We start from the raw sequence: 24,712 nt of genomic DNA on the forward strand, positions 1-24,712 counted from the left end.
TGCATCACTCGTTCCCATCCGGCGATCCCACGTGTTCCGTGTCCTCTGTGCAGAAGATCTGCCCGGCCGGATGACTCGATGTCGATGCCAAGCGAATCCGAACTGAGTGCGATGACGGCGCGGTCGCCGATGGACGATGTGCTGATCTGCGGCGCGTTCGGGACGGGGCTGACCACGTGTGGCCGCCCATGCGAGGCGTCCCCGCAACGGGGGCACATCGTATCCACCGCCACCTCGGTTGGAGCCCTTCCCAGGCTTGCGGCGACAACGAGGCGTCGGAGGACTCGTCGCGCGCCGAGCCTGCTCCGCAACTCGGCTCCGACCTTGCGGTTCGCCGCCTCGAGCTCGAGGCGGGTGAGCCAACCCAGCCGGACGGCCTCGTCGAGTTGACTCGAGTCAAAGTGGGGAAGAGTAAGACGCCACACACGCGTCGTAGCCCTGCAGTCGTGGTCGGCGGCCGCGCTGACAGCATCCCAAAGCCACTCGATGCCCACCGTCTGCTCCCGCCCGACCCCTGCGTTCACTCCCATGCATCCGCCGATCAGGCGCGGACTGGCCCGCACCGTTACGCAATAGAGTATGACCGCGGGCCGTTGGTGAGCGGGGTAGGCACAATGATGCGCGGCCGTGGGGAGCGTGAGCAATGTCTGGTGCAGCTTCGCCGTGGGGGCGAACCGACGACGACCTCGTGGATGAGGAGACGGGGCTGACCCGAAATCAGTTCCTCATCTGGCTGGGGCAGGAAGCGGCACCCGACAAGCCGATCTTCAACGAGCAGAGCGTCTTCATCATTCACGGTGAATTGGACCTCTCTCGTTTCCACGAGGCTTTCCGACGCGTGATCGACGAGGCCGACGCGCTCCGCACCAGGATCACGCGCGCTCATGGTCGCCCGCGCGCCGACGTGCGGGAGCATCTGGAATTCACTTCCGAGTTCATCGATCTGTCCGCCAGCGCAGACGTCGACGGCGACCTCGAAGCCTGGGCGCTGCAGAATGTCGACGCGGTCATCGATCTGTCAGTGCGCCCCTTCGAGTCCACGATCCTGAAACTTGCTCCGGACAGGTACGCCTGGGGTTTCGTGTGTCATCAGATCTTGACCGATGCCTCATCGATCGCCCTGATGTTCCAGCGCATCGGCGCCTGGTATCTCCATCTTTCCGGGTCTGACATGCCGCCGTCCCCCAGGAAGCACCGTCGTTCGCTTCTTACGTTGAGCGCGACCTGGCGGAGGCGGATACTCCGGAGTACCGGATCCGCGAGGCCTACTGGAACCAGAGAGTCTCAAGTCCCCCGGATCCTGTGGTCTTCTATGACGGTCGGACTACTCCCAACTCGGTGTCGCACCGTCATCGCGTGGACCATCCGCTGGGACCGGAACTCACCCAGGCGGTTCGCGATTTCGCCCAATCAGAGGACATACGCGCCCTGTCAGAGAATCTCTCGGCGTACAGCGTCTTCTGCGCCGCGCTCATCGCCTATCTGCACAAGCTGGGCGGTCACGAGAGGGTCGTCATCGGGACTACGTGGCACAACAGGCAACGTCCGTTCCAGTCGGCGATCGGCCTGTTCATGGTGCAGAATCCCTTCGACGTGAGCGTGGGCGCCGACGACACTTTCCAGACCCTGGTCAAGAAGGTGCAGTCCGAAGCGCTCGGCACGAAACGCCATCTGCCGTATGCGGCAGGGAATCCCGGCGGCCGCGCGTACGACGTCACACTGAACTACGTCAAGGCCCGGTTCGGGCCGTTCGCCAATATGCCCATTGACCATCACTGGTACCGGCCGAGCTACGGTGACGGCAGCATGCAGGTCCAGATCCACGACCTCGACGGCAGCCAGCATCCCACGCTGTCCATCGACTTCAGCGACGACGTATATGAAGCCGCCGACCGCGATGCGGTCTTCGCGCACTACCTTGCCTGCCTCACGAGGCTCATGGCGAATCCGAATGTCCCGATCGACTCCGTGTCTATGCTCACCGATGCCGAGCGCGCCGAGTTGGATGCGTGGAACGAGACAGAGCGCGACTACCCCAGCGAGGATACCGTCGTCGACCTCTTCGAATGGCAGGTGGAGCGGCGGCCGGATGCCATTGCGGTGTCGTGCGGCGATGAACGGCTCACCTACGCCGAGCTCAGCGAACGCGCCCGAGACCTCGCGGAGGAGCTTCGCGTCGCGGGGGTGGGGCCGGGAACGTTGGTCGGGGTCTATCTGAACAGGTCCGTCGACCTGCTCGTGGGTGTTCTCGCTGTCCTCAGGGCGGGGGGAGGATATGTGCCTCTCGATCCTGCCTTCCCTCGCGACCGGCTCGACTACATGCTCGAGGACTCGGATACGCGTGTGTTGCTGACAGAGACGGGAATGCAGGGCGATCTCGATACAGGCGATCGTTCGATCGTCTACGTCGACCGTCCTCGCGTGGCGAGTGGGGCCACCGATCAGCCAGGCGTACGACCCGATCCCGAGGACCTGGCATACGTGCTCTATACATCGGGATCCACGGGACGCCCGAAGGGTGTCGAGATCCCCCACCGCGCCCTGACGAATTTCCTTCGCTCGATGGCCGAGCAACCCGGCTGCGGCGAGGACGATACGCTCCTCGCCGTCACCACCCTGTCCTTCGATATCGCCGGATTGGAGCTCTACTTGCCGCTCGTCACGGGCGGCCACGTCGAGATCGCCACCCGGGAGACCGCGGCCGACGGAAGACTGCTGCGCGCGCACCTCGACAGCGGGGCGATCACGATGCTCCAGGCGACGCCGGCGACGTGGCGGATGCTGATCGATTCGGGCTGGGAAGGGACCCCCGGCCTGAAGGGGCTCATCGGAGGCGAAGCCCTGCCGCCCGATCTCGTCCAGCCACTGATCGACCGGACGAGCTCCCTCTGGAACATGTATGGACCCACGGAGACCACCATCTGGTCCTCCGTGCAGCGCATCACGTCGGCCCCGGCCGTCATCAGCATCGGCCGCCCTGTCGCCAACACGCGTTTCCACGTCGTGGACGCCCGTTTGCAATCTGTACCGATCGGCATCGCCGGCGAACTGCTGATCTCTGGCGAGGGACTGGCCCGCGGCTACCATCGCAGGCCGGACCTGGCGGCCGAAAAATTCATCGAGACCTGGGTGGATGACCGAGGGAGGGGCTCCCGGGTCTACCGCAGCGGTGATCTCGTTCGGTTCACTCGGGCAGGGCAACTGGTACACCTTGGTCGCCTGGATCAGCAGGTGAAGATTCGCGGATTCCGGGTTGAGGTGGGTGAGGTCGAGGCGGCTCTGGCTCGCACACGACGCGGTCCAGCACGCCGTGGTGGTCGCCTACCGCGCACAGACCGCGGCAGCCCGGCTGGTGGCGTACGTCGTACCTGCCGAGGACGGTGCCCCAACGGGCGCCGAGTTGCGTCGCCACCTGCGGGACGCGCTGCCTGATTACATGGTCCCGCACCAGTTCATGATGCTCGCCGAACTGCCCCTCACGCCTAACGGAAAGATCGATCGGCGACGCCTTCCCGAACCGGAACCCGGAGCTGATGCCGTTCCGGCTGGCGACTCGACCACGATCTCGCCGATGGAGGTCCGGGTGGCAGCGGCCTTCTGCGCCGTTTTGGACCTCAGGGCGGTTGGCGCCGACGACGACTTCTTCGAACTCGGCGGTCAGTCGATTCTGGGGCTTGCGGCTCATTTCTCAGCTGGGTGAGGAATTCGGCGTCGACTTGCCTCTTCAGGTGCTGTTCGACGCCTCCACCGTCGGAGCGCTGAGCCGGCGGCTGACGGCTCTCGTCTCGATGACGCCGGAGCTTCGAACGGTGGCCCTCGAAGGCACGGATCTCGAGCAGAGTCTGCGATCCGTGTGGATTTCGGCGGTCGGCTCGGAGCCTCCCGCCGGTGGTGAAGCCGGCGCGTCGCTGACCGACGCGCAGATCGTTCGGCTGCTCGCACAGGTCCGCCGGGAGTTCGGCGTCGCCGCCGAGGGGCTCTCCGCCTTGGAATTCCGCTCCGATCCGACCGTCTCGGGTCTGGCGCGCTTCCTCCGTGATGCCCTCGACCCTCCCGCTGCGCTGGTCGTGCCACTGCAGCCGCGCGGAGACAAGGCGCCTCTCTTCCTCATCCATGCTGGCGGTGGGTACGTGTTCTTCTATCGCGCCCTGGCGGCACGGCTCGGTCCCGACCAGCCGGTGCACGCCATCCGTGCCGCGACCCGGCTCGACAGCCACCGGCATCGGTTCGACCGCACCGTCAGCATCGAGAACCTCGCGACCCGATACATCGACGAGATCAAGGCCGTCCAGCCGGAGGGTCCGTACCTTCTCGGGGGATCCTGCTTCGGTGGGGTCGTCGCCTTCGAGATGGCCCAGCAGCTCATCGCACAGGGCGAGACCGTCGGGGCACCGGTACTGCTCTTCGACTCGTATGTGGGGATCGGCGAGCACTGGCGAGACTACGCGTCACGGACGCTCTCGAGTGTCGCTGAGCGCCTCGGCATGGATGCGGGTGCGAGCCCGGCAGCCCTCGCACGCGCCATCGCGGTCGGAACGGTCACGAGGCCGGTGGAGGTGCTCAAGCTCGCGCCGCTCACCGTGCGCTCGCTCTTGCGGCGCGGCTTCGGAGCGCTGCGCGTTGTGCGTATTCGACGGGCGGTCCGCGACAACGTGCCGCGCCAGGGGGGCCGCTCCAGGGAGCAGGAGCAGCTGGACATGATGCACGATTTCCTCAACGTGTCGGTTGAACTCGTGTCGCGGTACGAGCCGAAGCAGTATCCGGGGGGTGCGGTTCTGCTCAAGGCGACCGTCGGTCCCGACCCCGAGCCGCTATGGACACCGTGGGTGGCCGACGGCCTCCAAGTGCATGTCATGCCGGGTGAGCATCTCGACATGATGGAGGAACCCTGGGTGGAGCAGACGGCGAACCAGGTCCGGCAGGCCCTCGGCCGCTGAGGACCTCGGAGAAGAGACGAAGCCCCTACGTCAGTGGGTGCCGTCCGTGCTCTGCTTCAAAAACCTCTTCGTAGATCTTCCGGGAGGTGGAGTTGAGTGCCGCATCTCTTGAGCATGGCAAGCCGCGGAACCGGTCGCTAGGCCGGCCTTGAATGTGCACGGAGCATGCGGTATAAGTCGCTTCCCCTTGTGTGCGTTATAAGTCACATGCAGAGTTGTGCGTTATAAGTCACTTGTGAGGTGGAGATGGAAGTACGCGCTGCATCCGACTTCGGGGCACTCGTTGCTGAGCGCCGCGAAGGTCTGAGGCTGTCTCAAGCTGAGCTCGCGCGCCGCGCCGGCGTCACTCGCGAGTGGGTCGTGCGGCTGGAGAACGGGTCAACAACCGTCACGCTCTTCCGGCTCATGCGCGTTCTCCGAGAGCTCGGCCTCGTCGTCGACGTCAGCGAGGTCTGACGACTTCTTGGTGACCACCGAACGTAGGCACGCGGTGTTCGTTTCCACGCGCTACGACCGCCGGCTCGAAGACGGGCGTTGGCATCGGCTCCATCAGGAGGACCTCTGTCAGGCGCTGAGCGTGCCGCCGGACATGAAGTATCAGTCCGAGGGCGGCCCAGGTATCGCCGCGATTGCCCGCCTCATCAACAGCTCGCCATGTCGATCGAGGGGGAGTACAGCGTCCGACGGATCAGCCTCGATTCGCTGGTCAGGGTGGCGGCGCGGGTCGGCCTCGACCGCGATTGGGCTGAGGCGCGCGCCCATGAGATCACGGACGGCATCGTGATCGCCTACGCGGCGGCGGCGGATGCTGCGCGAGCGCAAGCTCGGCGACGACCCGTTCATCGGGCGGATGGTCGACAGCATCCATGAGTACGCGTCGTCGCGTGGCTGGAACGCGTGACCGCCTCTCACCAGGGCAAAGCAAAACCCCCGCGGATAGAAGCTCCGCGAGGGTTTCTAGGATGACGTAATGATCATCCGTGTGGCTCCGACGGGCGTCGATCCCGTGACCTCACGATTTTCAGTCGTGCGCTCTACCAACTGAGCTACAGAGCCACGCGGCATCCGTGTGAAACTTCCGCCGCGTCCGACACGAAAGGCCCTTCGGAAAGGGCCCGTCGCTTGGAGCGACCCTGACGGGACTTGAACCCGCGACCTCCGCCGTGACAGGGCGGCACGCTAACCAGCTGCGCTACAGGGCCAGAACTATGAAATTGTATCGGAAGAGTGACCCCAACGGGATTCGAACCCGTGCTACCGCCGTGAAAGGGCGGCGTCCTAGGCCGCTAAACGATGGGGCCCGATGAACCCCTGCCTTCGCAGGCCTGGTGCTCACGCTTGCCGACGCTCAAGCATAAGAGATTCGGCCACGTTTCGCGAATCGGGCAGGGGGCCGATTCGGCGACCCGCCCGGCCGGCTCCGCGGCGCGGGAAGGGCAGGGCACAAGATGGTCGGGGTGCCCGCACAGGAGCGAAATCTGTTGTATCTGTGACGGATGTTGTTACTGTGGAGCGAGTTGTGCCGATAGTGCCCGGTGAGACACCGCAACGAAGAGGAGGCCGCGTGCTCGACGAACAGGTCGATCCCGACGCCTGCGATTGCGCCCCCACCGAGCGCGAACGACGTGCACTGTGGCCGAGCACGGTCACCCGACGGGGCGCGCTCGCGCTCGGCATCGTCGGGGTCGCCGCGGTGGGCGTCGCAGCGGCCCCCCGCATCCCCGCCGCGTACGCGGCCGACTATCCCTCGTGGGACGACGTGAAGCGCGCCAAGGCCAACCAGTCGGCCAAGAACGGCGAGATCGGCCGGATCGAGACGCTGATCCAGAACCTGAAGAACGCGGCGGCCGAGGCGCAGCGGCTCTCGAGCAGCGGGGTCAGGAGTACTTCGAGGCGCAAGCAGGCGTTCCTCGAGGCATCCCACCGCGCCGACGACCTGCAGGCGCAGGCCGACGCGCAGGCGAAGACGGCGACGGATGCCGCGGACAAGGCCGGTCGCGTCGCCGCCCAGCTGTACCGAAACGGCGGCGACAACGCCTCCCTCGAGCTGTTCCTGTCCGGCTCGGCCGCGAACGCCGACGACCTGCTGGCCCGCCTGGGCACGATGGACAAGCCTGGACGCGAACCGAGCGGTGTACTCGGATGCCGTGGCCGCCCGGGATTCCGCCCAGAGCCTGACCGACCAGGCGAAGAGCAGCGCGCCGAGCGCGACCGGCTGCAGAAGATCGCCGAGAAGAAGATGGTGGCCGCGCAGCAGGCCGCCGACGCCGCCGAGGCGGCCGTGGCCAACCAGAACGCGCACCTGGATGTGCTGCAGGCGCAAGCTGGCGGCCCTCAAGGACAACACCGCCAAGACGATCGCCGGCTACCGGGCCGGGGTCGAGGCGCGCCGCAAGGCCGAGGAGGAGCGCAAGCGCCGCGAAGCCGCCGCGCGCAAACGCGCGGAGGAGGCCGCCCGCAAGGCCGCCGCCGAAGCGGCCAAGCACCACAACAGCGGGGGAGACGGGTCGCCCGCCAGCTCCGGCGGGGGCGGCTCGGTGCTGGGCTCCGGCTGGTGCCGGCCGAACAGCGGCGGGCAGAGCTCCGGCTACGGACCGCGCATGGTCTGGTGCGGGCAGCGCCTACTGCTCCAGCGGATTCCACGAGGGCGTCGACCTGGCCGGCCCGTGCGGATCGAACATCTACGCCGCACACTCCGGCCGGGTCACCTACGCCGGGTACAACGGCGGATACGGCAACTACATCCGCCTCGACCATGGCAGCGGCATCGGCACCGGCTACGGCCACATCCGCCCCGGCGGCATCCACGTCCGGTACGGCCAGTACGTGAGCGCCGGGCAGGTCATCGCCAGCGAGGGCAACACCGGCAACTCGTTCGGCTGCCACCTGCACTTCGAGGTCTATGTGAACGGCAGCACGACGAATCCCGTCCCGTTCATGGCCCGCCGCGGCATCTCGGTCTGAGCGCGCCTGACGCTTTGCGTCAGTGCTGTTCGAAGCGCGCGTATGCCTCGCCGACCAGGCGCTCGGCCTCGGCCGCGTTCGCCCAGTCGTCGACTTTGACCCACTTGCCCTGCTCGAGGTCCTTGTAGTGCTCGAAGAAGTGCGAGATCTCGTTCTTGGTGTGCTCCGGGATGTCGTCGACGTCCTGGATGTGCGCCCAGCGCGGGTCCTTGGCCAGGACCGCGACCACCTTGTCGTCGCCGCCGGCCTCGTCGCTCATCTTCAGCACCGCCACCGGGCGCACCGTGACGTGGACCCCGGGGAACAGGGTCTGGTCCAGCAGCAGCAGGACATCCAGCGGGTCGCCGTCCTCGCCGAGCGTCTTGTCGAAGAACCCGTACTCCGCGGGGTAGCCGAACACCGTGTAGAGGATGCGGTCGAGGTGGACGGCCCCGGTCTCGTGGTCGACTTCGTACTTCACGCGGCTGCCGCGCGGGATCTCGATGACGGCGTCGTACGCGCCCATGCTGTGCTCCTTCGGTGACAGGAATTCCGCGCACCAGCCTATTCCGCGCACCAGCCTAGCGGCGTGCGGCGGCGGTACCGTGAGGGAATGGAGCACCGGCCGAGTCTCGACCCCGCCGTCGCCGACACCCGTCGGGCGGTCCGGGCGGCCCTGGCCGAGGTGCGGCCCGGCGCCGTGGTGGTCGCGCTCTCCGGCGGCGCCGACTCGCTCGCCCTCGCCGCGGCCACCGCATTCGAGGCGCCCAAGCACGGGATGACGCTGATCAGCGTCACCGTCGACCACGGGCTGCAAGCCCGGCTCGGGCGAAGTCGCCGAGGCCGCCGCCCGGCAGGCCGAGGAGCTCGGCCTGGACGCACGCGTCGAACGGGTGCAGGTCGGCGCCGACGGCGGGCCGGAGGCGGCCGCGCGGGTGGCCCGCTACCGGGCCCTGTCCCGCGTCGCGGCCGAGGCGGACGCGGCCGCCGTCCTGGTCGGCCACACCCGCGACGACCAGGCCGAGACGGTGCTGCTGGGCCTGGCCCGCGGATCGGGCGCCGCGAGCCTGCAGGGCATGGCCGCGGCATCCGATCTGGACGGCATCCCCTGCTGCGGCCGTTCCTGGAGATCCCGCGGGCGACCACCCGCGCGGCCTGCTCCGCCCAGGGCTCCGAGCCGTGGGACGACCCGCAGAACGACGACCCCGCCTATGCGCGGGTGCGCGTGCGCCGCACCGTCATGCCGGTCCTGGAGGCCGAGCTCGGACCCGGCATCGCCGAGGCGCTCGCGCGCACTGCGGACCAGCTGCGCGAGGATGCCGCGGCCTTCGCCGAGATGATCGACGAGACCATCGAGGACATCGTCGAGCCCGCCGAGGCCGGCATCGCCGTATCGGTGGCCGCGCTCGCCGCGAACCCGGCGGCCCTGCGCCACCGGGTCATCCGGCACGTGGTGGCCAGCGAATTCGGGCAGAGCCTGACCCGCGCCCAGACCCTCGAGGTCGCCCGGCTCGTCATCGACTGGCGCGGACAGGGGCCGATCGATCTGCCCGGCTGCCGGGCGCAGCGCAGCGGCGCGCGGATCGAGTTCACCGCGCAGTGAATCCACCGCGCAGTGAATCCACCGCGCAGTCAATCCCGGGCATTCGGCGCGTCCGGGACCGGCCCGTAGACTCGAGGCATGCGCGCGGCGGACATCTCCGATCAGATCACGACCGTCCTCGTCACCGAGGAGGACATCCGCGAGAAGCTCGCCGAGATCGCGGCCCGGGTGGCCGTCGACTACGCGGGCAAGGATCTGCTCCTGGTCGGGGTCCTCAAGGGCGCCGTCATGGTGATGGCCGACTTCGCCCGGGCGCTGCCGATGGTCGTCCCGATGGACTGGATGGCCGTCTCGTCCTACGGCAGCGGCACCAAGTCCAGCGGCGTGGTGCAGATCCGCAAGGACCTGGACACCGACATCCATGACAAGCACGTGCTCATCGTCGAGGACATCATCGACTCCGGCCTGACCCTGAGCTGGCTGCTGGAGAACTTCGCATCGCGCGGTGCAGCCTCGGTCGAGGTGTTCGCCCTGCTGCGCAAGCCCGAGGCGGCCAAGGTGCACGTGGAGTCGAAGTACGTCGGCTTCGACATCCCGACCGAGTTCGTGATCGGGTACGGCCTGGACTACGACGAGAAGTACCGCAATCTGCGGGATGTCGCGGTGCTGGCCCCGCACGTCTACAGCTGAGCCTGTGCAGCCCCGGCGCCTGTACGCCGTGGGCGAATGCACAGACGACCCCTAGCGGGCGCGCGATACCCTGAAACGACAATCCGCGAGCATGCGGATCGCAAGGAAAGGGCTCGGGCGTCGCCCCACCATGGATTTCAAGAAGATCACTCGCAACCCGTTGATGTATGTGCTGCTCATCGGGGTACTGCTGATCGTCGGCTTCTCCCTCATCTCCAGCCTCGGCGGGGCCAAGCAGATCACCACCCAGGAGGGCCTGAACCTGCTCAAGGGCGACACGGTCACCAAGGTCGTCAACACCGACGGCGACCAGCGCGTGGACATGACCCTCTCCACGGCGTACCAGGATTCCACCGACGTGCAGTTCTACTACGTGTCGGCCCGGGCCGACCAGGTGGTCGAGGCGATCAACGCCGCCAACCCGAAGGACGGCTACAACGACGCCGTCCCGAAGGCGAGCTGGTTCGACGGCTTCCTGTCGCTGCGCTGCCGATGGTGATCCTCGGTCTGCTGTTCTGGTTCCTGCTCTCCTCGGCCCAGGGCGGCGGCAGCAAGGTCATGCAGTTCGGCAAGTCGCGCGCGAAACTGGTGACCAAGGAGATGCCCCAGGTCACCTTCGGCGACGTCGCCGGGGCCGATGAGGCGATCGAAGAGCTCGAGGAGATCAAGGACTTCCTCAAGGAGCCGGCGAAGTTCCAGGCCGTCGGCGCGCGGATCCCGAAGGGCGTGCTCCTGTACGGCCCTCCCGGAACCGGCAAGACCCTGCTCGCCCGTGCCGTCGCCGGCGAGGCCGGCGTGCCGTTCTACTCGATCTCGGGTTCGGACTTCGTCGAGATGTTCGTCGGCGTCGGCGCCAGCCGCGTGCGCGACCTGTTCAGCCAGGCGAAGGAGACCGCCCCGGCGATCATCTTCATCGACGAGATCGACGCCGTCGGCCGGCACCGCGGTGCGGGCCTGGGCGGCGGCCACGACGAGCGCGAGCAGACCCTGAACCAGATGCTCGTCGAGATGGACGGGTTCGACCCCAAGGCGAACGTCATCGTGATCGCGGCGACCAACCGCCCCGACATCCTCGACCCGGCGCTGCTGCGTCCGGGCCGCTTCGACCGGCAGATCGGCGTGGACGCCCCCGACCTGCAGGGCCGCCTGCAGATCCTGCAGGTGCACGGGCGCGGCAAGCCGCTGGCCGACGGGGTCGACCTCGAGGTCGTGGCCCGCAAGACGCCGGGGTTCACCGGCGCCGACCTGGCCAACGTGCTCAACGAGGCCGCGCTGCTGACCGCCCGCTCGAACGCGCAAGCTGATCGACAACCGCGCCCTGGACGAGGCGATCGACCGGGTCATCGCCGGTCCGCAGCGCCGGACCCGGGTGATGAAGGACAAGGAGAAGCTGATCACCGCGTACCACGAGGGCGGCCACGCCCTGACCGCCGCGGCGATGAACTACTCCGACCCGGTCACGAAGATCACGATCCTGCCGCGCGGCAAGGCCCTCGGCTACACCATGGTCATGCCGCTGGATGACAAGTACTCGATCACCCGCAACGAGCTGCAGGACCAGCTGGCCTGGGCCATGGGCGGCCGGGTCGCCGAGGAGATCGTGTTCCACGACCCCACCACCGGGGCATCCAACGACATCGAGAAGGCCACCGGCATCGCCCGCAAGATGGTCACCGAGTACGGCATGACCGCCGCCATCGGGCCGGTCAAGCTGGGCGGGTCCTCGGGCGAGATGTTCCTCGGCCGCGACATGGGCCACGGCCGCGACTTCTCCGACTCGATGGCCGAGACCGTCGACGAGGAGGTCCGGGCGCTGCTGGAGCAGGCGCATAACGAGGCCTACCAGGTGCTGAACGCGAACCGCGAGGTCCTCGACCGGCTGGCGCTCGCGCTGCTGGAGAAGGAGACGCTGGACCACCTCGAGATCGCCGACATCTTCACCGACATCACGAAGCTGCCGGAGCGCCCGCAGTGGCTCTCCAGCGACGAGCGTCCGGTCTCGGCGATGCCCCCGGTCGAGGTCCCGCGCCAGCCGGCCGGCATCGCCGCCTCGACCGAGGCCGAGGAGGGTTCGCACGCCGGAGCGCGCCGTCGCCCCAGCGGGCAGGCGCGTCCCGCGACAGCGTAGGCTCGGGCGTGTGGCCGTGGACCGTGAGCGCGTGAGTTCCCTGGTCCGGGAGCTCCTCGACGCGATCGGGGAGGACCCGGACCGCCCCGGCCTGCGACAGACCCCGCAGCGGGTCGCGGAGCTGTACGCCGACTTCTTCGCCGGGGTGGGGCAGGATGCCGCGGCCCCCCTCGCGCACACCATCTCGGTGTCGTCCGGCCCCGCGCCGGACACCACGCCGTCCGGCGCGGTGATGCTGCGCGGCATCCGCTTCCGCTCCGTCTGCGAGCACCACCTGCTGCCGTTCGCCGGGCGCGCGCACATCGCCTACCTGCCCGGCGAGCAGGTGGTGGGCCTGGGCGCGCTGCCGAAGGTGGTCGACATCCTCGCCGACCGGCCCCAGGTGCAGGAGCGGCTGGGCGAGCAGATCGCCGACACCATCGCCCAGGCGCTGGACTGCCGGGGCGTGCTGGTGGTGCTGGACGCCGTGCACGAGTGCGTCACGATGCGCGGGGGCAAGCAGACGGATGCCTCGACCGTCACGATCGCCGCGCGCGGCGAGCTCGCCGACCCGGCGGCACGGGCCGAACTCGTGGCCCTGATCGGACGGGAGAGCGCATGACCCTGATCATGGGAGCCGTCAACGTCACCCCGGACTCGTTCAGCGACGGCGGACGGTATCTGCACACCGAGGACGCGATCGCGCACGGGCTGGCGCTGCGCGCCGACGGCGCCGACATCCTCGACATCGGCGGCGAGTCGACCCGACCCGGCGCCGCGCACGTCGAGGCATCGGTGGAGCGCGATCGCGTCGTGCCGGTGATCCGCGAACTGGCCGCCGCCGGCGCACTGATCAGCGTCGACACCATGCACGCGGCGACCGCGCGCGCGGCGGTCGAGGCCGGGGCGCGGATCATCAACGACGTCGCCGGGGGCCTGGCCGACCCGGACATGCTGCGGGTGGCCGCCGACCTCGAGGTCGACATCGTGATCAGCCACTGGCGCGGCCACTCCGACGACATGTACGCGCATGCGCAGTACGACGACGTGGCCCGGGATGTCGTCACCGAACTCGTCGGGCGGATCGAGGCGGCCGCGGCCGCCGGCATCCCCCGGCGCGGATCATCCTGGATCCGGGCATCGGCTTCGCCAAGCGCGGGGTGCAGAACTGGGAGATGCTGCGCGGGCTGCCGGCGCTGGTGGGGCTCGGCCCGCGGGTGCTGGTCGGCACGAGCCGCAAGCGGTTCCTCGCCGACCTGCTCGAGGAGGACGACGCCGGCCCCGCCACGGAGCAGCGCCGCGACCTGGCGACCGCGGTGGCAAGCGTCCTGGCCGCCCAGGCCGGCGTGTGGGGGGTGCGGGTGCACGATGTGGCCGGCACCCGCGACGCGCTTGCGCGTCGCGAAGGCGTGGAGAGGATGATGGGCGAGCTCGACGAGATCACGCTGCGCGGCCTGCGCGCGTTCGGATACCACGGCGTCTACCCGCACGAGCGGCGCGAGGGGCAGGTGTTCGTGGTCGATCTGACACTGTTCGTCGACACCCGGGCGGCCGCGGCATCCGATGACGTGGCCGACACCGCGCACTACGGCGACGTCGCCGTGGCGGCCACCGAGATCATCGCCGGCGAGCCGGTCAACCTGATCGAGACACTGGGCGCGCGCATCGCCGAGCGGGCGCTCTCGTTCACGGGGGTGCGTGCGGTGGCCGTCACCGTGCACAAGCCGGACGCCCCGATCACGGTCCCGTTCGAGGATGTGACCGTCACGATCCGCCGCGAACGGGAGTCGGCATGAGCCGGCGGCTCGCGCAGGGGTTCGTCCCGGAGCCCCCGCCCGGCACCCCGGTGGTGATCGCGCTGGGTGCGAACCTCGGCGACCGGGACGGGACTCTGGATGCCGCGGCCGCCGAGCTGCGCGCCCTGCCGCTGACCGACCGGGTGCGGGTCGCCGAGCCGATCTCGTCGATCGCGATCAAGCCGGACGGGCCGGATGCCGCGGCCCCCCGATACCTGAACTCGGTCGCCACGCTGCGCACCCGGCTGGCCCCGTCGGTGCTGCTGGCGGCGCTGCACGAGATCGAGGCGCGTCACGGCCGGGTGCGCGCGGAGCGGTGGGGAGACCGCACGCTCGACCTGGACATCATCGCGTACGGCGCGGTGCTCAGCGCGGATCCGGCGCTGACGCTGCCGCACCCGCGCGCCGCCGAGCGCTCGTTCGTGCTCGCGCCGTGGCTGGCCCTCGACCCGGACGCGGAGCTGCCCGGCGCCGGCCCCGTGCGCGCGCTGCTGGACCGCCTGGGGGAGGACGGATGAAGCGCACCCGACCGCTGTCGCTGATCATCGCCGCCGTGCTCGGCGTCGGCGCCGGCTACCTGTTCGACCAGCTGCTGACTGCGGCCGGGCGCCCCACGTTCACCCCGATGGTGTCGCTGCCGATCATGCTGGTCGTCCTCGGCATCGTCGTCGTCCTGTTCGCGCTGCCCATCCACAGGGCCACGCACGGCCGGTCCGCCGGACCGGTCAACCCGTTCCACGCGGTGCGGGTCGCGATGCTGGCGAAGGCCTCGAGCCTGCTGGGCGCGCTGTTCGTCGGGCTGGGACTCGGCCTCATCCTGTTTCTGCTGACCCGGCCCAACGACCCGTCGGTAGGCTCGTTGAGTGCGCTGATCGCGACCGTCGTGTGCGCCGCCCTGCTGGTGGCCGGCGGGTTGATCGCCGAGCACCTCTGCACGATCCGGAAGGACGACGATGACGAACATCCCCGAGGCGGGTCCGGATCCGACAGACCGGACGACTCCGGTCTCGCCGGAGGCTCCCACCCCCGGTGAGCTCGGCGACGCGGTGCTCGACGACCGCACGTTCGACGTCGTCCTCGAGCCGCGCGGCGACAACCGCCTGCCGCTCGGCGACGGCACCTGGCATCAGCTCGCGCGGGCCTACGTCTGGGTGCGGCTCATCTCGGTGACCGCCATGCTGGTGGTCGTGCTGATCGCGGCCACGGCGCTGTCGGTCTTCGCCCACGAGGCATGGGTGTGGATCCCCGGCGGCATCGCCGCCGCCGTCTTAGCGGCCACCGCCGTGATCACCCCGCGGCAGGCTCGGTCGTTCGGGTATCAGCTGCGTCACGACGATCTGGTGTTCCGCCGCGGCATCCTCTGGCAGCGCCAGGTGGCGGTGCCCTACGGGCGGATGCAAGCTGGTCGACATCACCCATGGCCCGCTCGACCGGGCGTTCGGCATCGCGCAGCTCAAGCTCGTGACGGCCGCGGCATCCACCGGCGTCGTCATCCCCGGGCTCACCCAGGGCGCGGCCGAGCGGCTGCGCGACACCCTCATCGCCGTGGCGGAGACCCGCAGGACCGGACTATGACCACCGCCGAGCCCGTGCCGCCGGCTGCGGGACCGCCGGCGCAGGGGGCTCCGCTGCCCGGCGCGCGCTCGCCGCTCAGCGACGGCGACTGGCACCGTCTGCACCCGCTCACGCCGCTGTTCCGCGGCGGGTTCGTGCTGGTCGTGGTCGCGGGCCTCGTGATCTCGAACCTGCGCGAGCGGATCATCGACTTCTTCGTGAACTCCGCGGTGCCGGATGCCGGAGACTTCGAGGACAGCGGCGACCCGATCGACTTCATCCTGTCGCACAACCTCGTGCTGCTGGCACTGCTGGCCGTGCTCGTGGTGGTGCTGGTCCTGATCGGCCTGTTCTACCTGGCGTGGCGGTTCCACACGTTCCGCATCACCGGAGACGACGTGGAGGTGCGGCAGGGCGTGCTGTTCCGCAAGCCATCGCCGTGCCCCGCTGGACCGCGTGCAGGGCGTGAACCTCACCCGGCCGATGCTTGCCCGTCTGTGCGGCATGGCCAAGCTCGAGGTCGTCGGCGCCGGCTCGGACGCCAACGTCAAGCTCGACTACCTGTCCACCTCGAACGCCGAGGCGGTCCGGGGCGACATCCTGCGCCTGGCCTCGGGCCGCAAGCTGGCCGAGGCCCGGGCCCGGGGCGCGGCGCCCCCGGCCGGCTCGCGCGTGGCGGCCGCGGCATCCGTGGTCACCGACGCCGTGAACTCCCTCGTCCTCGGCGCGGAGGAGCCGGTCGCCGAACCGGCATCCGTCGTGTCCATCCCGGTGGTGCGGCTGATCCTCGCGCACCTGTTCGGCGGGCGGACGCTGGTGCTGCTGGCCCTGATCGCGATCGCCGTGTGGGGCTCGATCGTCGGCACGCCGTGGATCCTGTTCACGATCGTGCCGATGTTCCTCGCGTTCGGTGCCGTCCTGATGCGGTCGATCACCAAGTCGCTGCGGTACTCGATCGCCCCGACGCCGGACGGCGTGCGCATCACCTACGGCCTGTTCACCACCGTGACCGAGACGCTGCCGCCCGGCCGCATCCACGCCGTCGAGATCAGCCAGCCGCTGATGTGGCGCGCGTTCGGCTGGTGGGCGGTGCGGGTGAACCGGATGAGCGGCAAGAGCGCGAACTCCGGTCAGACCGACCAGTTCTCGGAGGTGCTGCCGGTGGGCGACCGCGCCGACGTCGAGCGGGTGCTGCGGCTGGTCATGCCCGGGATGCCGGAGCAAGCAGTGGCCGCTCGTGTTCGAGCACGGCATCCTCGGCCCCGGCGCGGCCGACCCGTACACCAACACGCCGCGCCGCGCGCGGATCCTGCGGCCGCTGTCGTGGCGGCGCAACGGCTTCCTCCTGGCCGAGGCCGGACTGCTGCCTGCGCCGCGGGATGGTGTGGCGCAACCTGGGCATCTTCCCGCTCGCGCGGCTGCAGAGCGTCGGGCTTGCATCAGGGCCCGCTCGCGCGCGCGCTGGGCGCGGCCAAGGTGCACGCGCACACGATCCCCGGGCGGGTCTCGGGCCAGCTCGGGGCGGTGGACCGGGATGCCGCGGTCGCGCTGTTCGCACGCGCCGAGGCCGCCGCCGTCGCGGCCGGCGCCACCGACCGCAGCCACCGCTGGGCCGGGGAGGATCCGGCGACGCCGGGCGGGGGTGGGCGGTTGTGAGGGCCGACGGGCGCCTGGGGGTCGGGATCATCGGCGCGGGCCGGGTCGGCCCGGTGATCGGCGCGGCGCTGGCAGGCGCCGGACACGCCGTGGTCGGCATCACGCACGGGTCGGACGACGACCGGGTCGAGTCGGTGCTGCCCGGGGTGCCCTTCCTGGACACGCCCGAGATCGTGCGCCGCGCCGAGCTGGTCGTGCTGGCCGTGCCGCACGACGAACTGCCGGGGCTGGTGACCGGCCTCGCCGAGGTCGAGGCGTGGCAGATCGGCCAGCTGGTGCTGCACACCGATCCCGGCCACGGCCTGGACGTGCTCGCGCCCGCCGCCGCCCGCGGCGCCATCCCGCTGGCGATCCACCCGGCGATCACGTTCACCGGGACATCCATGGACATCCGCCAGCTCACCGACGCGTTCGCCGCGGTCACGGCACCGGCGGCCGTGCTGCCGATCGCCCAGGCGCTCGCGGTCGAGCTGGGCTTGCGAGCCGGTGGTGGTGGCGGATGCCGACCGCCCGGCCTATGCGGAGGCCATCGCGACCGCGACCGAGTTCTCGCGATCGATCGTGCGGCAGGCATCCGATCTGCTCGCCTCGGCCGGCGTGGAGAACCCGCGCGCGTTCCTGTCGACGATCGTGCACTCCAGCGTCGATCAGGCGCTCGCCGACCCGGGCGACGCCGCCGACCTCAAGCCCTGAGCGGCGGGCGGATGCGGCATCCGCCCATTCGGTCGACGCATATGGCTGCCGATTCGGCCCCAGGACAGCCATTCGCGTCGACCGAACCGGCCCGCGGAGTCTCGGTCGACGCATATGGCGGTCGATTCGGCCCCAGGACAGCCATTCGCGTCGACCGAACCGACGACAGGAGGGGCACGCGGCTCAGTGCCGCACGGACCCGTTCGCGTCGAGCAGCAGCGGCTCGGCGTGCGGCGGCCCGTCGAAGTCGAAGAGGCCGTCCAGCGTGCCCGCCCGCGCATCGAAGCTGCCGCCGCCGATGCGGCCGGTGCGCCAGTTGTCTTCGATGAACCGCAGGATCGAGGTCTGCTCGGTCGCGGTGTGGTCGATCGCCCCGCCCGCGCGTAGGGCGAGATCACCGGCAAGCGGCAGCCGCTGGCTGGGCCCGCAGCGCCCGATCTGACCGCCGGCGACGGGCGCGGCCGCGTCGGCGCAGATGGCGGCGTCGATGTCGGATGACCGCGAGGCGTTGAGGATCGTCGGGGCGACGTGGTCGTACCACCCGTCCGAGTCGTCGTACGCGATCACGACTGCGGTCGAGGCCCAGTCGGCCGAGGTCTGCAGCCGGTTGAGGGTGCCCACCAGGAAGGCCTGCTCGTCGAGGGGGTCCGAGGAGCCCGCGTGGCCGTCCTGCGCGCCCGGCGCCTTCAGGAACGACACCGCGGGAAGCCGTCCGGCGGTCAGTGCGGCGTCGAAGTCGGTCAGATCGTACTGATGGTGCGCGCGATCGTCGTACCCGATCATCGCCACCGACGTCGGGGGCAGATGATGCGGATTGGCGGTGGACGGGTAGTACTGGAACGGCTCGTGGTGCGGGACGTAGTCGGCGATGCGCGCCCCGCCGACGTTCGTCCGGCTCGCCCCGCACTGCGCGGGCGCGCCGGTGGCGGCATCCCATGCCGAGGTCGGGCGGAACCCGCCGGAGAACCAGCCCCACGTCACGTGCGCGGCCGACAGCAGGTCGCCGATCGTGCGGGAGGATGCCGGGAACCGGCCGAGCGGAGCATTCGTGCCGCGCCGGCTGCAGTCGTCGAGAGCCGGATCGACGTCGGTGATCAGGGTGCCGCGGCCCTGCGCGTCCGGCGCGGCGACCCGTGCCGGATCGCGGACGACCGCGCCGCTGTGCGGATCGACGAGGGTCATGCCCCACGTCTGCCCCGAGATCAGGTCGATGGCGCCGGGCGTGGACGGGCCGAACACCGTGTCCCACGAGTTGTCGCTCATCGCGAACCGCTGCGCGTAGTTCCACAGCGCCGTCACCGTGTTCCCGTCGTAGTAGTCCATGACCAGCCCGGGTTCGCCGAACCCGCTCCGGCACGCGTCCCGCGACGTGTGCTCGACGAACCGGTCCATCCGGCCGCCGTTCATCGCGCGCTGCTCGTCGGTGTAGTCGTGGTCCTGGTCGCAGGTCAGCGCCTGCTCGTGGGTGAGACGGCGTGGCGCCGACGCGTTCGGATTGTGCGTCAGCATCCCGGACGTGGTCAGCGTGTCCGCGTGCGCAGTGTCGGATGCCGCATGAAACGGCGTGCCGTCGGTGTTGGCGGCGACCGGGTAGGTGCCGAAGTAGTGGTCGAAAGACACGTTCTCGCCGAAGATCACGACGAGGTGCCGGATCGGCGTCGTCGTCGCCTGCGCGCTCGGAGAGGCGGATGCCGGGGCCGACGCGGTGCGTGTCGGAACCGGGGTCGGGGTGGGGGCCGGCGCACAGGAGACGAGGGCGACCGCGAGCGTCGCAAGGACGGCAGCCGCCCGCGCGCGGTGCCTCGGCTGGACCATACGATCGCCTCCGAGTACCAGTGTGCCGCGCCGATAGACTGGACGGCGACTTCCGAGGAGCCCCGCCGCATGACCGACACCCCCCGCACCGCACCGGCCGACGCGCCCGAGACGACCGAAGAGGACGTCATCGAGCAGAAGGCCGTGCGCATGGCCAAGCGCGAGCGGCTCATCGCCGAGCGGGCGGATGCCGCCGGTGGCGCGTATCCGGTGAGCGTGCCGGTCACCGACACCATCCCCGACCTGCGCGCCCGCTACGGCGACCTCGAGGCGGGGGCCGAGACGGGCGTCACCGCCGCGGTCGCCGGCCGGGTCGTGTTCAGCCGCAACACCGGCAAGCTGTGCTTCGCGTCGCTGCAGTCCGGCGACGGCAGCCGCATCCAGGCCATGGTGTCGCTGGCCGTCGTCGGCGAGGAGCAGCTCGCGCGCTGGAAGGAGCTGGTCGACCTCGGCGACCACGTCTACGTGCGCGGCCAGGTCATCTCCAGCCGCCGCGGCGAGCTGTCGATCATGGTCGAGGACTGGGCCATCGCGTCCAAGGCGCTGCTGCCGTTGCCGAACATGTACACCGAGCTCAACGAGGAGAGCCGTGTGCGCAGCCGGTACCTCGATCTGATCGTGCGCGAGCAGGCGCGCCAGACCGTGCGCGCCCGCGCCCAGGTCAACGCCAGCCTGCGCCGGACCTTCGCCGCGCACGACTTCATCGAGGTCGAGACGCCGATGCTGCAGATCCAGCACGGCGGGGCTTCGGCGCGCCCGTTCGTGACGCACTCGAACGCGTTCGACGCCGAGCTGTACCTGCGCATCGCTCCCGAGCTGTACCTGAAGCGCGCCGCCGTCGGCGGGATCGACCGGGTGTTCGAGATCAACCGCAACTTCCGCAACGAGGGCGCCGATTCCACCCACAGCCCCGAGTTCGCGATGCTCGAGGCCTACCAGGCGTACAGCGACTACAACGGCATCGCCGGCCTCACGCAGGAGCTCGTGCAGAACGCTGCGATCGCCGTCGCCGGATCCACCACCGTCACCTGGGCCGACGGCACCGAATACGACCTGGGCGGCGACTGGGACCGCATCTCGATGTACGACTCGCTGAGCGCGGCATCCGGTGTCACCGTCACCCCGCAGACCTCCCTCGACGAGCTTGCGCGCGCTGGCCGACGCGCAGGGAGTGGACGAGCCGCCGCATCCCACCCACGGCAAGTGGGTCGAAGAGCTGTGGGAGCACTTCGTCAAGGGCGGGCTGACCCGTCCGACATTCGTGATGGACTTCCCGGTCGACACGAGCCCCCTGGTCCGCGAGCACCGGACGATCGCCGGCGTGGTGGAGAAGTGGGATCTGTACATTCGCGGCTTCGAGCTGGCCACCGGGTACTCCGAGCTGATCGACCCGGTCATCCAGCGAGAGCGGTTCGTCGCGCAGGCCACCCTCGCCGCCGCCGGCGATGTCGAGGCGATGCGCATCGACGAGGAGTTCCTGCGGGCCATGGAGCACGGCATGCCCCCGATGGGCGGCATGGGCATGGGCATCGACCGGCTGCTGATGGCGATCACCGGCCTCGGCATCCGCGAGACGATCCTCTTCCCGCTGGTCAAGTAGCGGATCCGGTGCTCCGGCGGCGCCGGTACGATGGAGGCATGGACAACTTCTGGGTCGCCGCGTTCTGGTCGCTCATCCCGACCGTCGTGGTGCTGGGGCTGTTCCTGTTCATCCTGCGCTCGGTCGTGCGGATGGATCGCAACGAGCGCCGTACCTACGCCAAGGTCGAGGCGGAGGAGCGTGCCAAGCGGGGGATGCCGCCGGCCCCGCCCGCCTCCGAGCACTGACCCGCTCGATCCTCGCGACGCCTCCGCGGTGGGCGTCACGGCCGACGGCGCGCGCCCGCTACGCTGGAGCGAGGATTCGCCGAGAGGGGGCCGGATGACGGCGTTCATCGCGACGTGGTGGCCGATCGTCATCCTGATCGTCGACATCGCCATCCGCATCGCCGCGGTGATCATCGTGCCGCGCAACCGCCGCCCGACCGCCGCGATGGCATGGCTGCTGGCCATCTACTTCATCCCCTTCGTCGGGGTGTTCCTATTCCTGCTGATCGGGACCCCGCGGCTGCCGCGCAAGCGGCGGCGCAAACAGGACGCGATCAACGACTACATCCGCGAGACCAGCGCGCACCTCGACTTCGGCACGCTGCGCCCGCACGCGCCGGACTGGTTCACCTCGACGGTCACGATGAACCGCACGCTCGGCGCCATGCCGCTGGCCGGCGACAACGACGCGCATCTCATCTCGGACTACGCCGCCAGTCTGGCGGCGATGGCGGGGGCCATCCGCCAGGCGAAGAAGTACGTGCACGTCGAGTTCTACATCCTGCAGGCGGATGCCGCGACCGACGACTTCTTCCGGGCGCTCGAAGAGGCCACGGCCCGCGGGGTGACCGTCCGGGTGCTGCTGGACCACTGGGCGAACCGCGGCAAGCCGCACTACCGGCGCACCCTGAAGCGGCTGACCGCGATGGGCGCGCACTGGCAGCTCATGCTCCCGGTCCAGCCGCTGCGCGGGAAATACCAGCGTCCCGACCTGCGCAACCACCGCAAGCTGCTGGTGGTGGACGGCGACGTCGCGTTCATGGGCTCGCAGAACGTGACCGACTCCACCTACAACCTGCGCAAGAACATCCGGCGCGGACTGCACTGGGTCGACCTGATGGTGCGGATCGAGGGCCCGGTGGTGGCGTCGGTGAACGCCGTGTTCCTCTCGGACTGGTACAGCGAGACCGACGAGACGCTCGAGGACGAGGTCGAGCTGTTCGAGATCACCCCGAGCTCGGGCGACCTGGACTGCCAGATCGTGCCCAGCGGACCGGGCTTCCGATTCGAGAACAACCTGAAGCTGTTCCTCGCGCTGCTGTACTACGCGCAAGCGCAAGGTCATCATGGTCAGCCCCTACTTCGTGCCCGACGAGGCGATGCTGCTGGCGGTGACCACCGCGTGCCACCGGGGGGTGGAGGTCGAGCTGTTCGTGTCCGAAGAGGGCGATCAGGCGATGGTCTACCACGCTCAGCGCAGCTACTACGAGGCGCTGCTGAAGGCGGGGGTGAAGATCTGGCTGTACCGGCGGCCGCTCATCCTGCACTCCAAGTCGATGACCGTCGACGACGAGGTCGCCATCATCGGCTCGAGCAACATGGACATGCGCTCGTTCGGTCTGAACCTGGAGATCTCGATGCTCGTGCGCGGCGCGGAGTTCGTCGCCGAGATGCGCCGGATCGAGGAGGAGTACCGTCAGCTCTCGCGCGAGCTGACCCTGGAGGAATGGATGCGGGCAGCCGCTGCGCTCCACGGTGCTGGACAACATCGCACGCCTCACCTCCGCGCTCCAGTAGATCCCAGGCGGCGTCCGGGCCCGGATGGAAGGATGGACCCGTGGCATCGCATGAAGAGGATCCCGCGCCCACGGCCGGACCAGGCTCGGAGCCGATCCCGCTCGATCAGCTGGCCGATCAGGCCGGTGCCGTCCGGCTGGCCGTCGTCGGCGGAGGGATCGCCGGCCTCGTCGCCGCGCTGGAGTGCGCGAAAGTAGGGCTGTCGGTCACCGTGTACGAGGCGGCCGACCGGCTCGGCGGCACCGTGCGCACGGTCGACCTGGACGGGATCCCGGCCGACACCGGCGCCGACTCGTTCTCGGCACGCGGCGGCGCGGTGGCCGCGCTGGTGGCCGACCTCGGGCTGAGCGAGGCGGTGATCGCCCCGGTGACAGAGACGCGCTGGGTCAGCGGAATCGAGGGCGGGACGGATGCCGCCCCCTGCCGGCGGACGCGGTCCTCGGCATCCCGGAGAACATGTTCGGCGACGAGGTGCGCCGGATCCTCGGCACCGGCGGCGCATGGCGGGCCTACCTCGACCGCCTCCGCCCGCCGCTGACCATCGGGCACGAACGGCGGCTGTCGACCCTGGTGCGCTCCCGGATGGGCGCGAAGGTGCTCGACCGCCTGGTCGCCCCGCTCACCGCGGGCGTGTTCGGGGCGCTGCCCGACGACATCGACGTCGACCTGGCCGCCCCCGGCCTGAACGCCGCGCTCACCCGTGCCGGCTCGCTGTCCGGCGCGGTCGCGATCGTGCGCGGCGACACGTCTCGGCAGTCCGGCGCGGGATCGATGGCCGGCGGGATGTCGCGGCTCGTCGACGCGCTGGCCGCCCGGCTGGACGACCTCGGTGCGGACGTGCGGGTCGGCGTCACGGTCTCGGCGCTCGAGGCCGCCGGCGCGTCGTCCGGTGCGGGATGGATCGTGCACACATCCTCGGACGAGTTCGACACCACCGACGAGGCGCCCCCGCCGGAGCGGTTCGACGCGGTGATCCTCGCGGTGCCCGAGCGCGAGGCCCGGCGTCTGCTCGAACCGATCGTGCCCGGCCTGCCGGCCGCGGCGCCGGCCGGCACCCCGGTCGAGACCGTCACCCTCGTCCTGGACGCACCCGAGCTGGACGCCCGCCCCCGCGGCGCCGAAGTGGTCGCCGCACCGGGGTCCCGCGCCGCCTCGGGTGCGCTGCACCTGACCGCCAAGTGGGCGATCCCCGCCGCCGGCGGACGGCACCTCGTGCGGGTCGCGTTCGGCGGACCCGGCATGCCGCCGCCCACCGCCGGGATGGACGAGGCGGAGGCCGCGGAGCTCGCGCGGACCGAGGCATCCGCGCTGTTCGGCGTCGCCCTGCGGCCGGAGCAGGTGCGGGCCTTCGACCGGGCCCGCTTCACGCTCGCCCCGCCCCGGGCCCTGATGGGCCGCACCGCCGCCGCCGACCGGGTGCGCAGCGCGGTCGAAGCCCTGCCGCGCCTGGCGGCGACCGGCGCCTGGCTGTCCGGGAGCGGGCTCGCACAGGTCGTCCCGGATGCCGCGGCCACTGCCGACCGGTTGCGCCGCCGTGCCCTGTTCGGCGAGAAGCCCTCGTCTTCAGGGGTGGATGCCTGAAATGGAATACAGC

General features: G+C 70.0%; 16 protein-coding genes, 3 tRNA genes and 12 pseudogenes. 25 read left to right on the forward strand and 6 right to left on the reverse strand.

All coding sequences use genetic code 11. From position 1 onward, the window contains the following. Positions 1–643: 643 nt before the first annotated feature. The 7 genes and pseudogenes from L2X98_RS21050 to L2X98_RS11825 all read left to right on the forward strand — a co-directional run. A pseudogene (locus L2X98_RS21050) lies at positions 644–3,279 on the forward strand (non-ribosomal peptide synthetase); the annotation flags it as partial. A 34-nt stretch (positions 3,280–3,313) separates the two neighbouring features. Further along, positions 3,314–3,433: pseudogene (locus tag L2X98_RS21055) on the forward strand (hypothetical protein); the annotation flags it as partial. Positions 3,434–3,436: 3 nt separating this feature from the next. Then, on the forward strand, positions 3,437–3,700 hold the full coding sequence (locus tag L2X98_RS11805) for a hypothetical protein (protein ID WP_259611028.1): 264 nt from the start codon (positions 3,437–3,439) through the stop codon (positions 3,698–3,700). A gap of 28 nt (positions 3,701–3,728) precedes the next feature. Then, on the forward strand, positions 3,729–4,937 hold the full coding sequence (locus L2X98_RS11810; protein WP_259611029.1) for a thioesterase domain-containing protein: 1,209 nt from the start codon (positions 3,729–3,731) through the stop codon (positions 4,935–4,937). A 246-nt stretch (positions 4,938–5,183) separates the two neighbouring features. Next, positions 5,184–5,393 (forward strand): helix-turn-helix domain-containing protein, encoded by a 210-nt coding sequence (locus tag L2X98_RS11815; RefSeq protein ID WP_259613302.1) that lies wholly within the window; start codon positions 5,184–5,186, stop codon positions 5,391–5,393. Positions 5,394–5,427: 34 nt separating this feature from the next. Next, positions 5,428–5,532: pseudogene (locus L2X98_RS22315) on the forward strand (hypothetical protein); the annotation flags it as partial. Positions 5,533–5,591: 59 nt separating this feature from the next. Further along, entirely contained in the window at positions 5,592–5,807 is a 216-nt protein-coding gene (locus L2X98_RS11825) for a hypothetical protein (protein ID WP_259613413.1), read from the forward strand. A gap of 113 nt (positions 5,808–5,920) precedes the next feature. On the opposite strand, the gene L2X98_RS11830 is transcribed toward L2X98_RS11825, so the two are convergent. The 3 genes from L2X98_RS11830 to L2X98_RS11840 all read right to left on the reverse strand — a co-directional run bounded on the left by L2X98_RS11830 (position 5,921) and on the right by L2X98_RS11840 (position 6,238). Next, positions 5,921–5,993: transfer RNA gene (locus L2X98_RS11830), tRNA-Phe, on the reverse strand. Between the two features lie 72 nt (positions 5,994–6,065). Next, positions 6,066–6,139 (reverse strand) — tRNA-Asp (locus L2X98_RS11835). Between the two features lie 26 nt (positions 6,140–6,165). After that, positions 6,166–6,238, reverse strand: a tRNA-Glu gene (locus L2X98_RS11840). 1,378 nt (positions 6,239–7,616) lie between these two features. Here L2X98_RS11840 and L2X98_RS21065 point away from each other — a divergent pair. Further along, positions 7,617–7,901 carry a M23 family metallopeptidase gene (locus tag L2X98_RS21065; RefSeq protein ID WP_354003046.1) on the forward strand — a complete coding sequence of 95 codons (285 nt, stop codon included), beginning with the start codon at positions 7,617–7,619 and terminating at the stop codon, positions 7,899–7,901. A 19-nt stretch (positions 7,902–7,920) separates the two neighbouring features. Here the strand turns inward: L2X98_RS21065 and L2X98_RS11850 are convergent, their stop codons facing one another. Then, positions 7,921–8,406: an inorganic diphosphatase gene (locus L2X98_RS11850; RefSeq protein WP_259611030.1), complete on the reverse strand. Its 486-nt coding sequence runs from the start codon at positions 8,404–8,406 to the stop codon at positions 7,921–7,923. 87 nt (positions 8,407–8,493) lie between these two features. On the opposite strand from L2X98_RS11850, the pseudogene tilS reads away from it, so the two are divergent. The 8 genes and pseudogenes from tilS (at position 8,494) to L2X98_RS11890 (ending at position 15,049) form a co-directional block, all read left to right on the forward strand. After that, positions 8,494–9,483, forward strand: a pseudogene (tilS, locus tag L2X98_RS11855) (tRNA lysidine(34) synthetase TilS). A gap of 78 nt (positions 9,484–9,561) precedes the next feature. Continuing rightward, a complete protein-coding gene (hpt, locus tag L2X98_RS11860) occupies positions 9,562–10,113 on the forward strand; it encodes a hypoxanthine phosphoribosyltransferase (RefSeq protein ID WP_259611031.1) in 552 nt (183 codons plus the stop codon). A 130-nt stretch (positions 10,114–10,243) separates the two neighbouring features. After that, positions 10,244–12,241: pseudogene (gene ftsH, locus L2X98_RS11865) on the forward strand (ATP-dependent zinc metalloprotease FtsH). 10 nt (positions 12,242–12,251) lie between these two features. Beyond that, on the forward strand, positions 12,252–12,842 hold the full coding sequence (gene folE / locus L2X98_RS11870) for a GTP cyclohydrolase I (protein ID WP_259611032.1): 591 nt from the start codon (positions 12,252–12,254) through the stop codon (positions 12,840–12,842). A gap of 8 nt (positions 12,843–12,850) precedes the next feature. Beyond that, positions 12,851–13,527, forward strand: a pseudogene (gene folP, locus L2X98_RS11875) (dihydropteroate synthase); the annotation flags it as partial. A gap of 111 nt (positions 13,528–13,638) precedes the next feature. Beyond that, entirely contained in the window at positions 13,639–14,016 is a 378-nt protein-coding gene (folB, locus tag L2X98_RS11880; RefSeq protein ID WP_354003047.1) for a dihydroneopterin aldolase, read from the forward strand. Then, complete coding sequence (folK, locus tag L2X98_RS11885; RefSeq protein WP_259611033.1) at positions 14,013–14,534, forward strand: 2-amino-4-hydroxy-6-hydroxymethyldihydropteridine diphosphokinase; 522 nt, start codon at positions 14,013–14,015, stop codon at positions 14,532–14,534. Before folB ends, folK begins: the two co-directional genes overlap by 4 nt. Beyond that, a complete protein-coding gene (locus L2X98_RS11890; protein ID WP_259611034.1) occupies positions 14,531–15,049 on the forward strand; it encodes a DUF3180 domain-containing protein in 519 nt (172 codons plus the stop codon). Before folK ends, L2X98_RS11890 begins: the two co-directional genes overlap by 4 nt. Before the next feature lie 108 nt (positions 15,050–15,157). On the opposite strand, the gene L2X98_RS22320 is transcribed toward L2X98_RS11890, so the two are convergent. Further along, positions 15,158–15,295 carry a hypothetical protein gene (locus tag L2X98_RS22320; protein ID WP_435526193.1) on the reverse strand — a complete coding sequence of 46 codons (138 nt, stop codon included), beginning with the start codon at positions 15,293–15,295 and terminating at the stop codon, positions 15,158–15,160. Here L2X98_RS22320 and L2X98_RS22670 point away from each other — a divergent pair. The 4 genes and pseudogenes from L2X98_RS22670 to L2X98_RS11905 all read left to right on the forward strand — a co-directional run. Continuing rightward, positions 15,252–15,359, forward strand: a pseudogene (locus L2X98_RS22670) (PH domain-containing protein); the annotation flags it as partial. The gene L2X98_RS22320 and the pseudogene L2X98_RS22670 overlap by 44 nt on opposite strands. Positions 15,360–15,587: 228 nt before the next feature. Beyond that, positions 15,588–15,941 (forward strand): annotated as a pseudogene (locus L2X98_RS22675) (PH domain-containing protein); the annotation flags it as partial. An 85-nt stretch (positions 15,942–16,026) separates the two neighbouring features. Then, positions 16,027–17,226, forward strand: coding sequence for a PH domain-containing protein (locus L2X98_RS11900; protein WP_259611035.1), 1,200 nt, complete (start codon positions 16,027–16,029; stop codon positions 17,224–17,226). Continuing rightward, positions 17,223–17,919: pseudogene (locus tag L2X98_RS11905) on the forward strand (DUF2520 domain-containing protein). The gene L2X98_RS11900 and the pseudogene L2X98_RS11905 overlap by 4 nt, the downstream one beginning before the upstream one ends. Positions 17,920–18,102: 183 nt before the next feature. Here L2X98_RS11905 and L2X98_RS11910 read toward each other — a convergent pair. Next, a complete protein-coding gene (locus L2X98_RS11910) occupies positions 18,103–19,734 on the reverse strand; it encodes a phospholipase C (protein ID WP_259611036.1) in 1,632 nt (543 codons plus the stop codon). Positions 19,735–19,803: 69 nt separating this feature from the next. Between L2X98_RS11910 and lysS the strand changes: the two are divergent. From lysS to L2X98_RS11935, 5 genes and pseudogenes are all read left to right on the forward strand, one after another. Beyond that, positions 19,804–21,334, forward strand: a pseudogene (gene lysS / locus L2X98_RS11915) (lysine--tRNA ligase). Positions 21,335–21,372: 38 nt separating this feature from the next. Next, the gene (locus tag L2X98_RS11920) at positions 21,373–21,561 is read left to right on the forward strand and encodes a hypothetical protein (protein ID WP_259611037.1); all 189 of its coding nucleotides are present in this window, start codon (positions 21,373–21,375) and stop codon (positions 21,559–21,561) included. 94 nt (positions 21,562–21,655) lie between these two features. Further along, positions 21,656–23,118: pseudogene (gene cls, locus L2X98_RS11925) on the forward strand (cardiolipin synthase). Between the two features lie 187 nt (positions 23,119–23,305). Beyond that, positions 23,306–23,656 (forward strand): annotated as a pseudogene (locus tag L2X98_RS11930) (FAD-dependent oxidoreductase); the annotation flags it as partial. Then, positions 23,575–24,699, forward strand: a complete 1,125-nt coding sequence (locus tag L2X98_RS11935) for a protoporphyrinogen/coproporphyrinogen oxidase (protein WP_259611039.1) — start codon at positions 23,575–23,577, stop codon at positions 24,697–24,699. The pseudogene L2X98_RS11930 and the gene L2X98_RS11935, both read left to right, overlap by 82 nt. Positions 24,700–24,712 lie beyond the last annotated feature (13 nt).

It is taken from the genome of Microbacterium elymi (assembly GCF_021582895.2).
Lineage (GTDB): Bacteria > Actinomycetota > Actinomycetes > Actinomycetales > Microbacteriaceae > Microbacterium > Microbacterium humicola.

Excerpts from the sequence above, each read along its gene's own strand:
- L2X98_RS11805 (WP_259611028.1), top strand. The coding sequence starts at position 3,437 with ATGGTCCCGCACCAGTTCATGATGCTCGCCGAACTGCCCCTCACGCCT.
- L2X98_RS11850 (WP_259611030.1), bottom strand. The coding sequence starts at position 8,406 with ATGGGCGCGTACGACGCCGTCATCGAGATCCCGCGCGGCAGCCGCGTG.
- folB (WP_354003047.1), top strand. The coding sequence starts at position 13,639 with ATGATGGGCGAGCTCGACGAGATCACGCTGCGCGGCCTGCGCGCGTTC.
- L2X98_RS11825 (WP_259613413.1), top strand. The coding sequence starts at position 5,592 with ATGTCGATCGAGGGGGAGTACAGCGTCCGACGGATCAGCCTCGATTCG.
- L2X98_RS11935 (WP_259611039.1), top strand. The coding sequence starts at position 23,575 with ATGTTCGGCGACGAGGTGCGCCGGATCCTCGGCACCGGCGGCGCATGG.
- folK (WP_259611033.1), top strand. The coding sequence starts at position 14,013 with ATGAGCCGGCGGCTCGCGCAGGGGTTCGTCCCGGAGCCCCCGCCCGGC.
- L2X98_RS11890 (WP_259611034.1), top strand. The coding sequence starts at position 14,531 with ATGAAGCGCACCCGACCGCTGTCGCTGATCATCGCCGCCGTGCTCGGC.
- L2X98_RS11910 (WP_259611036.1), bottom strand. The coding sequence starts at position 19,734 with ATGGTCCAGCCGAGGCACCGCGCGCGGGCGGCTGCCGTCCTTGCGACG.
- hpt (WP_259611031.1), top strand. The coding sequence starts at position 9,562 with ATGCGCGCGGCGGACATCTCCGATCAGATCACGACCGTCCTCGTCACC.
- L2X98_RS11920 (WP_259611037.1), top strand. The coding sequence starts at position 21,373 with ATGGACAACTTCTGGGTCGCCGCGTTCTGGTCGCTCATCCCGACCGTC.
- L2X98_RS11815 (WP_259613302.1), top strand. The coding sequence starts at position 5,184 with ATGGAAGTACGCGCTGCATCCGACTTCGGGGCACTCGTTGCTGAGCGC.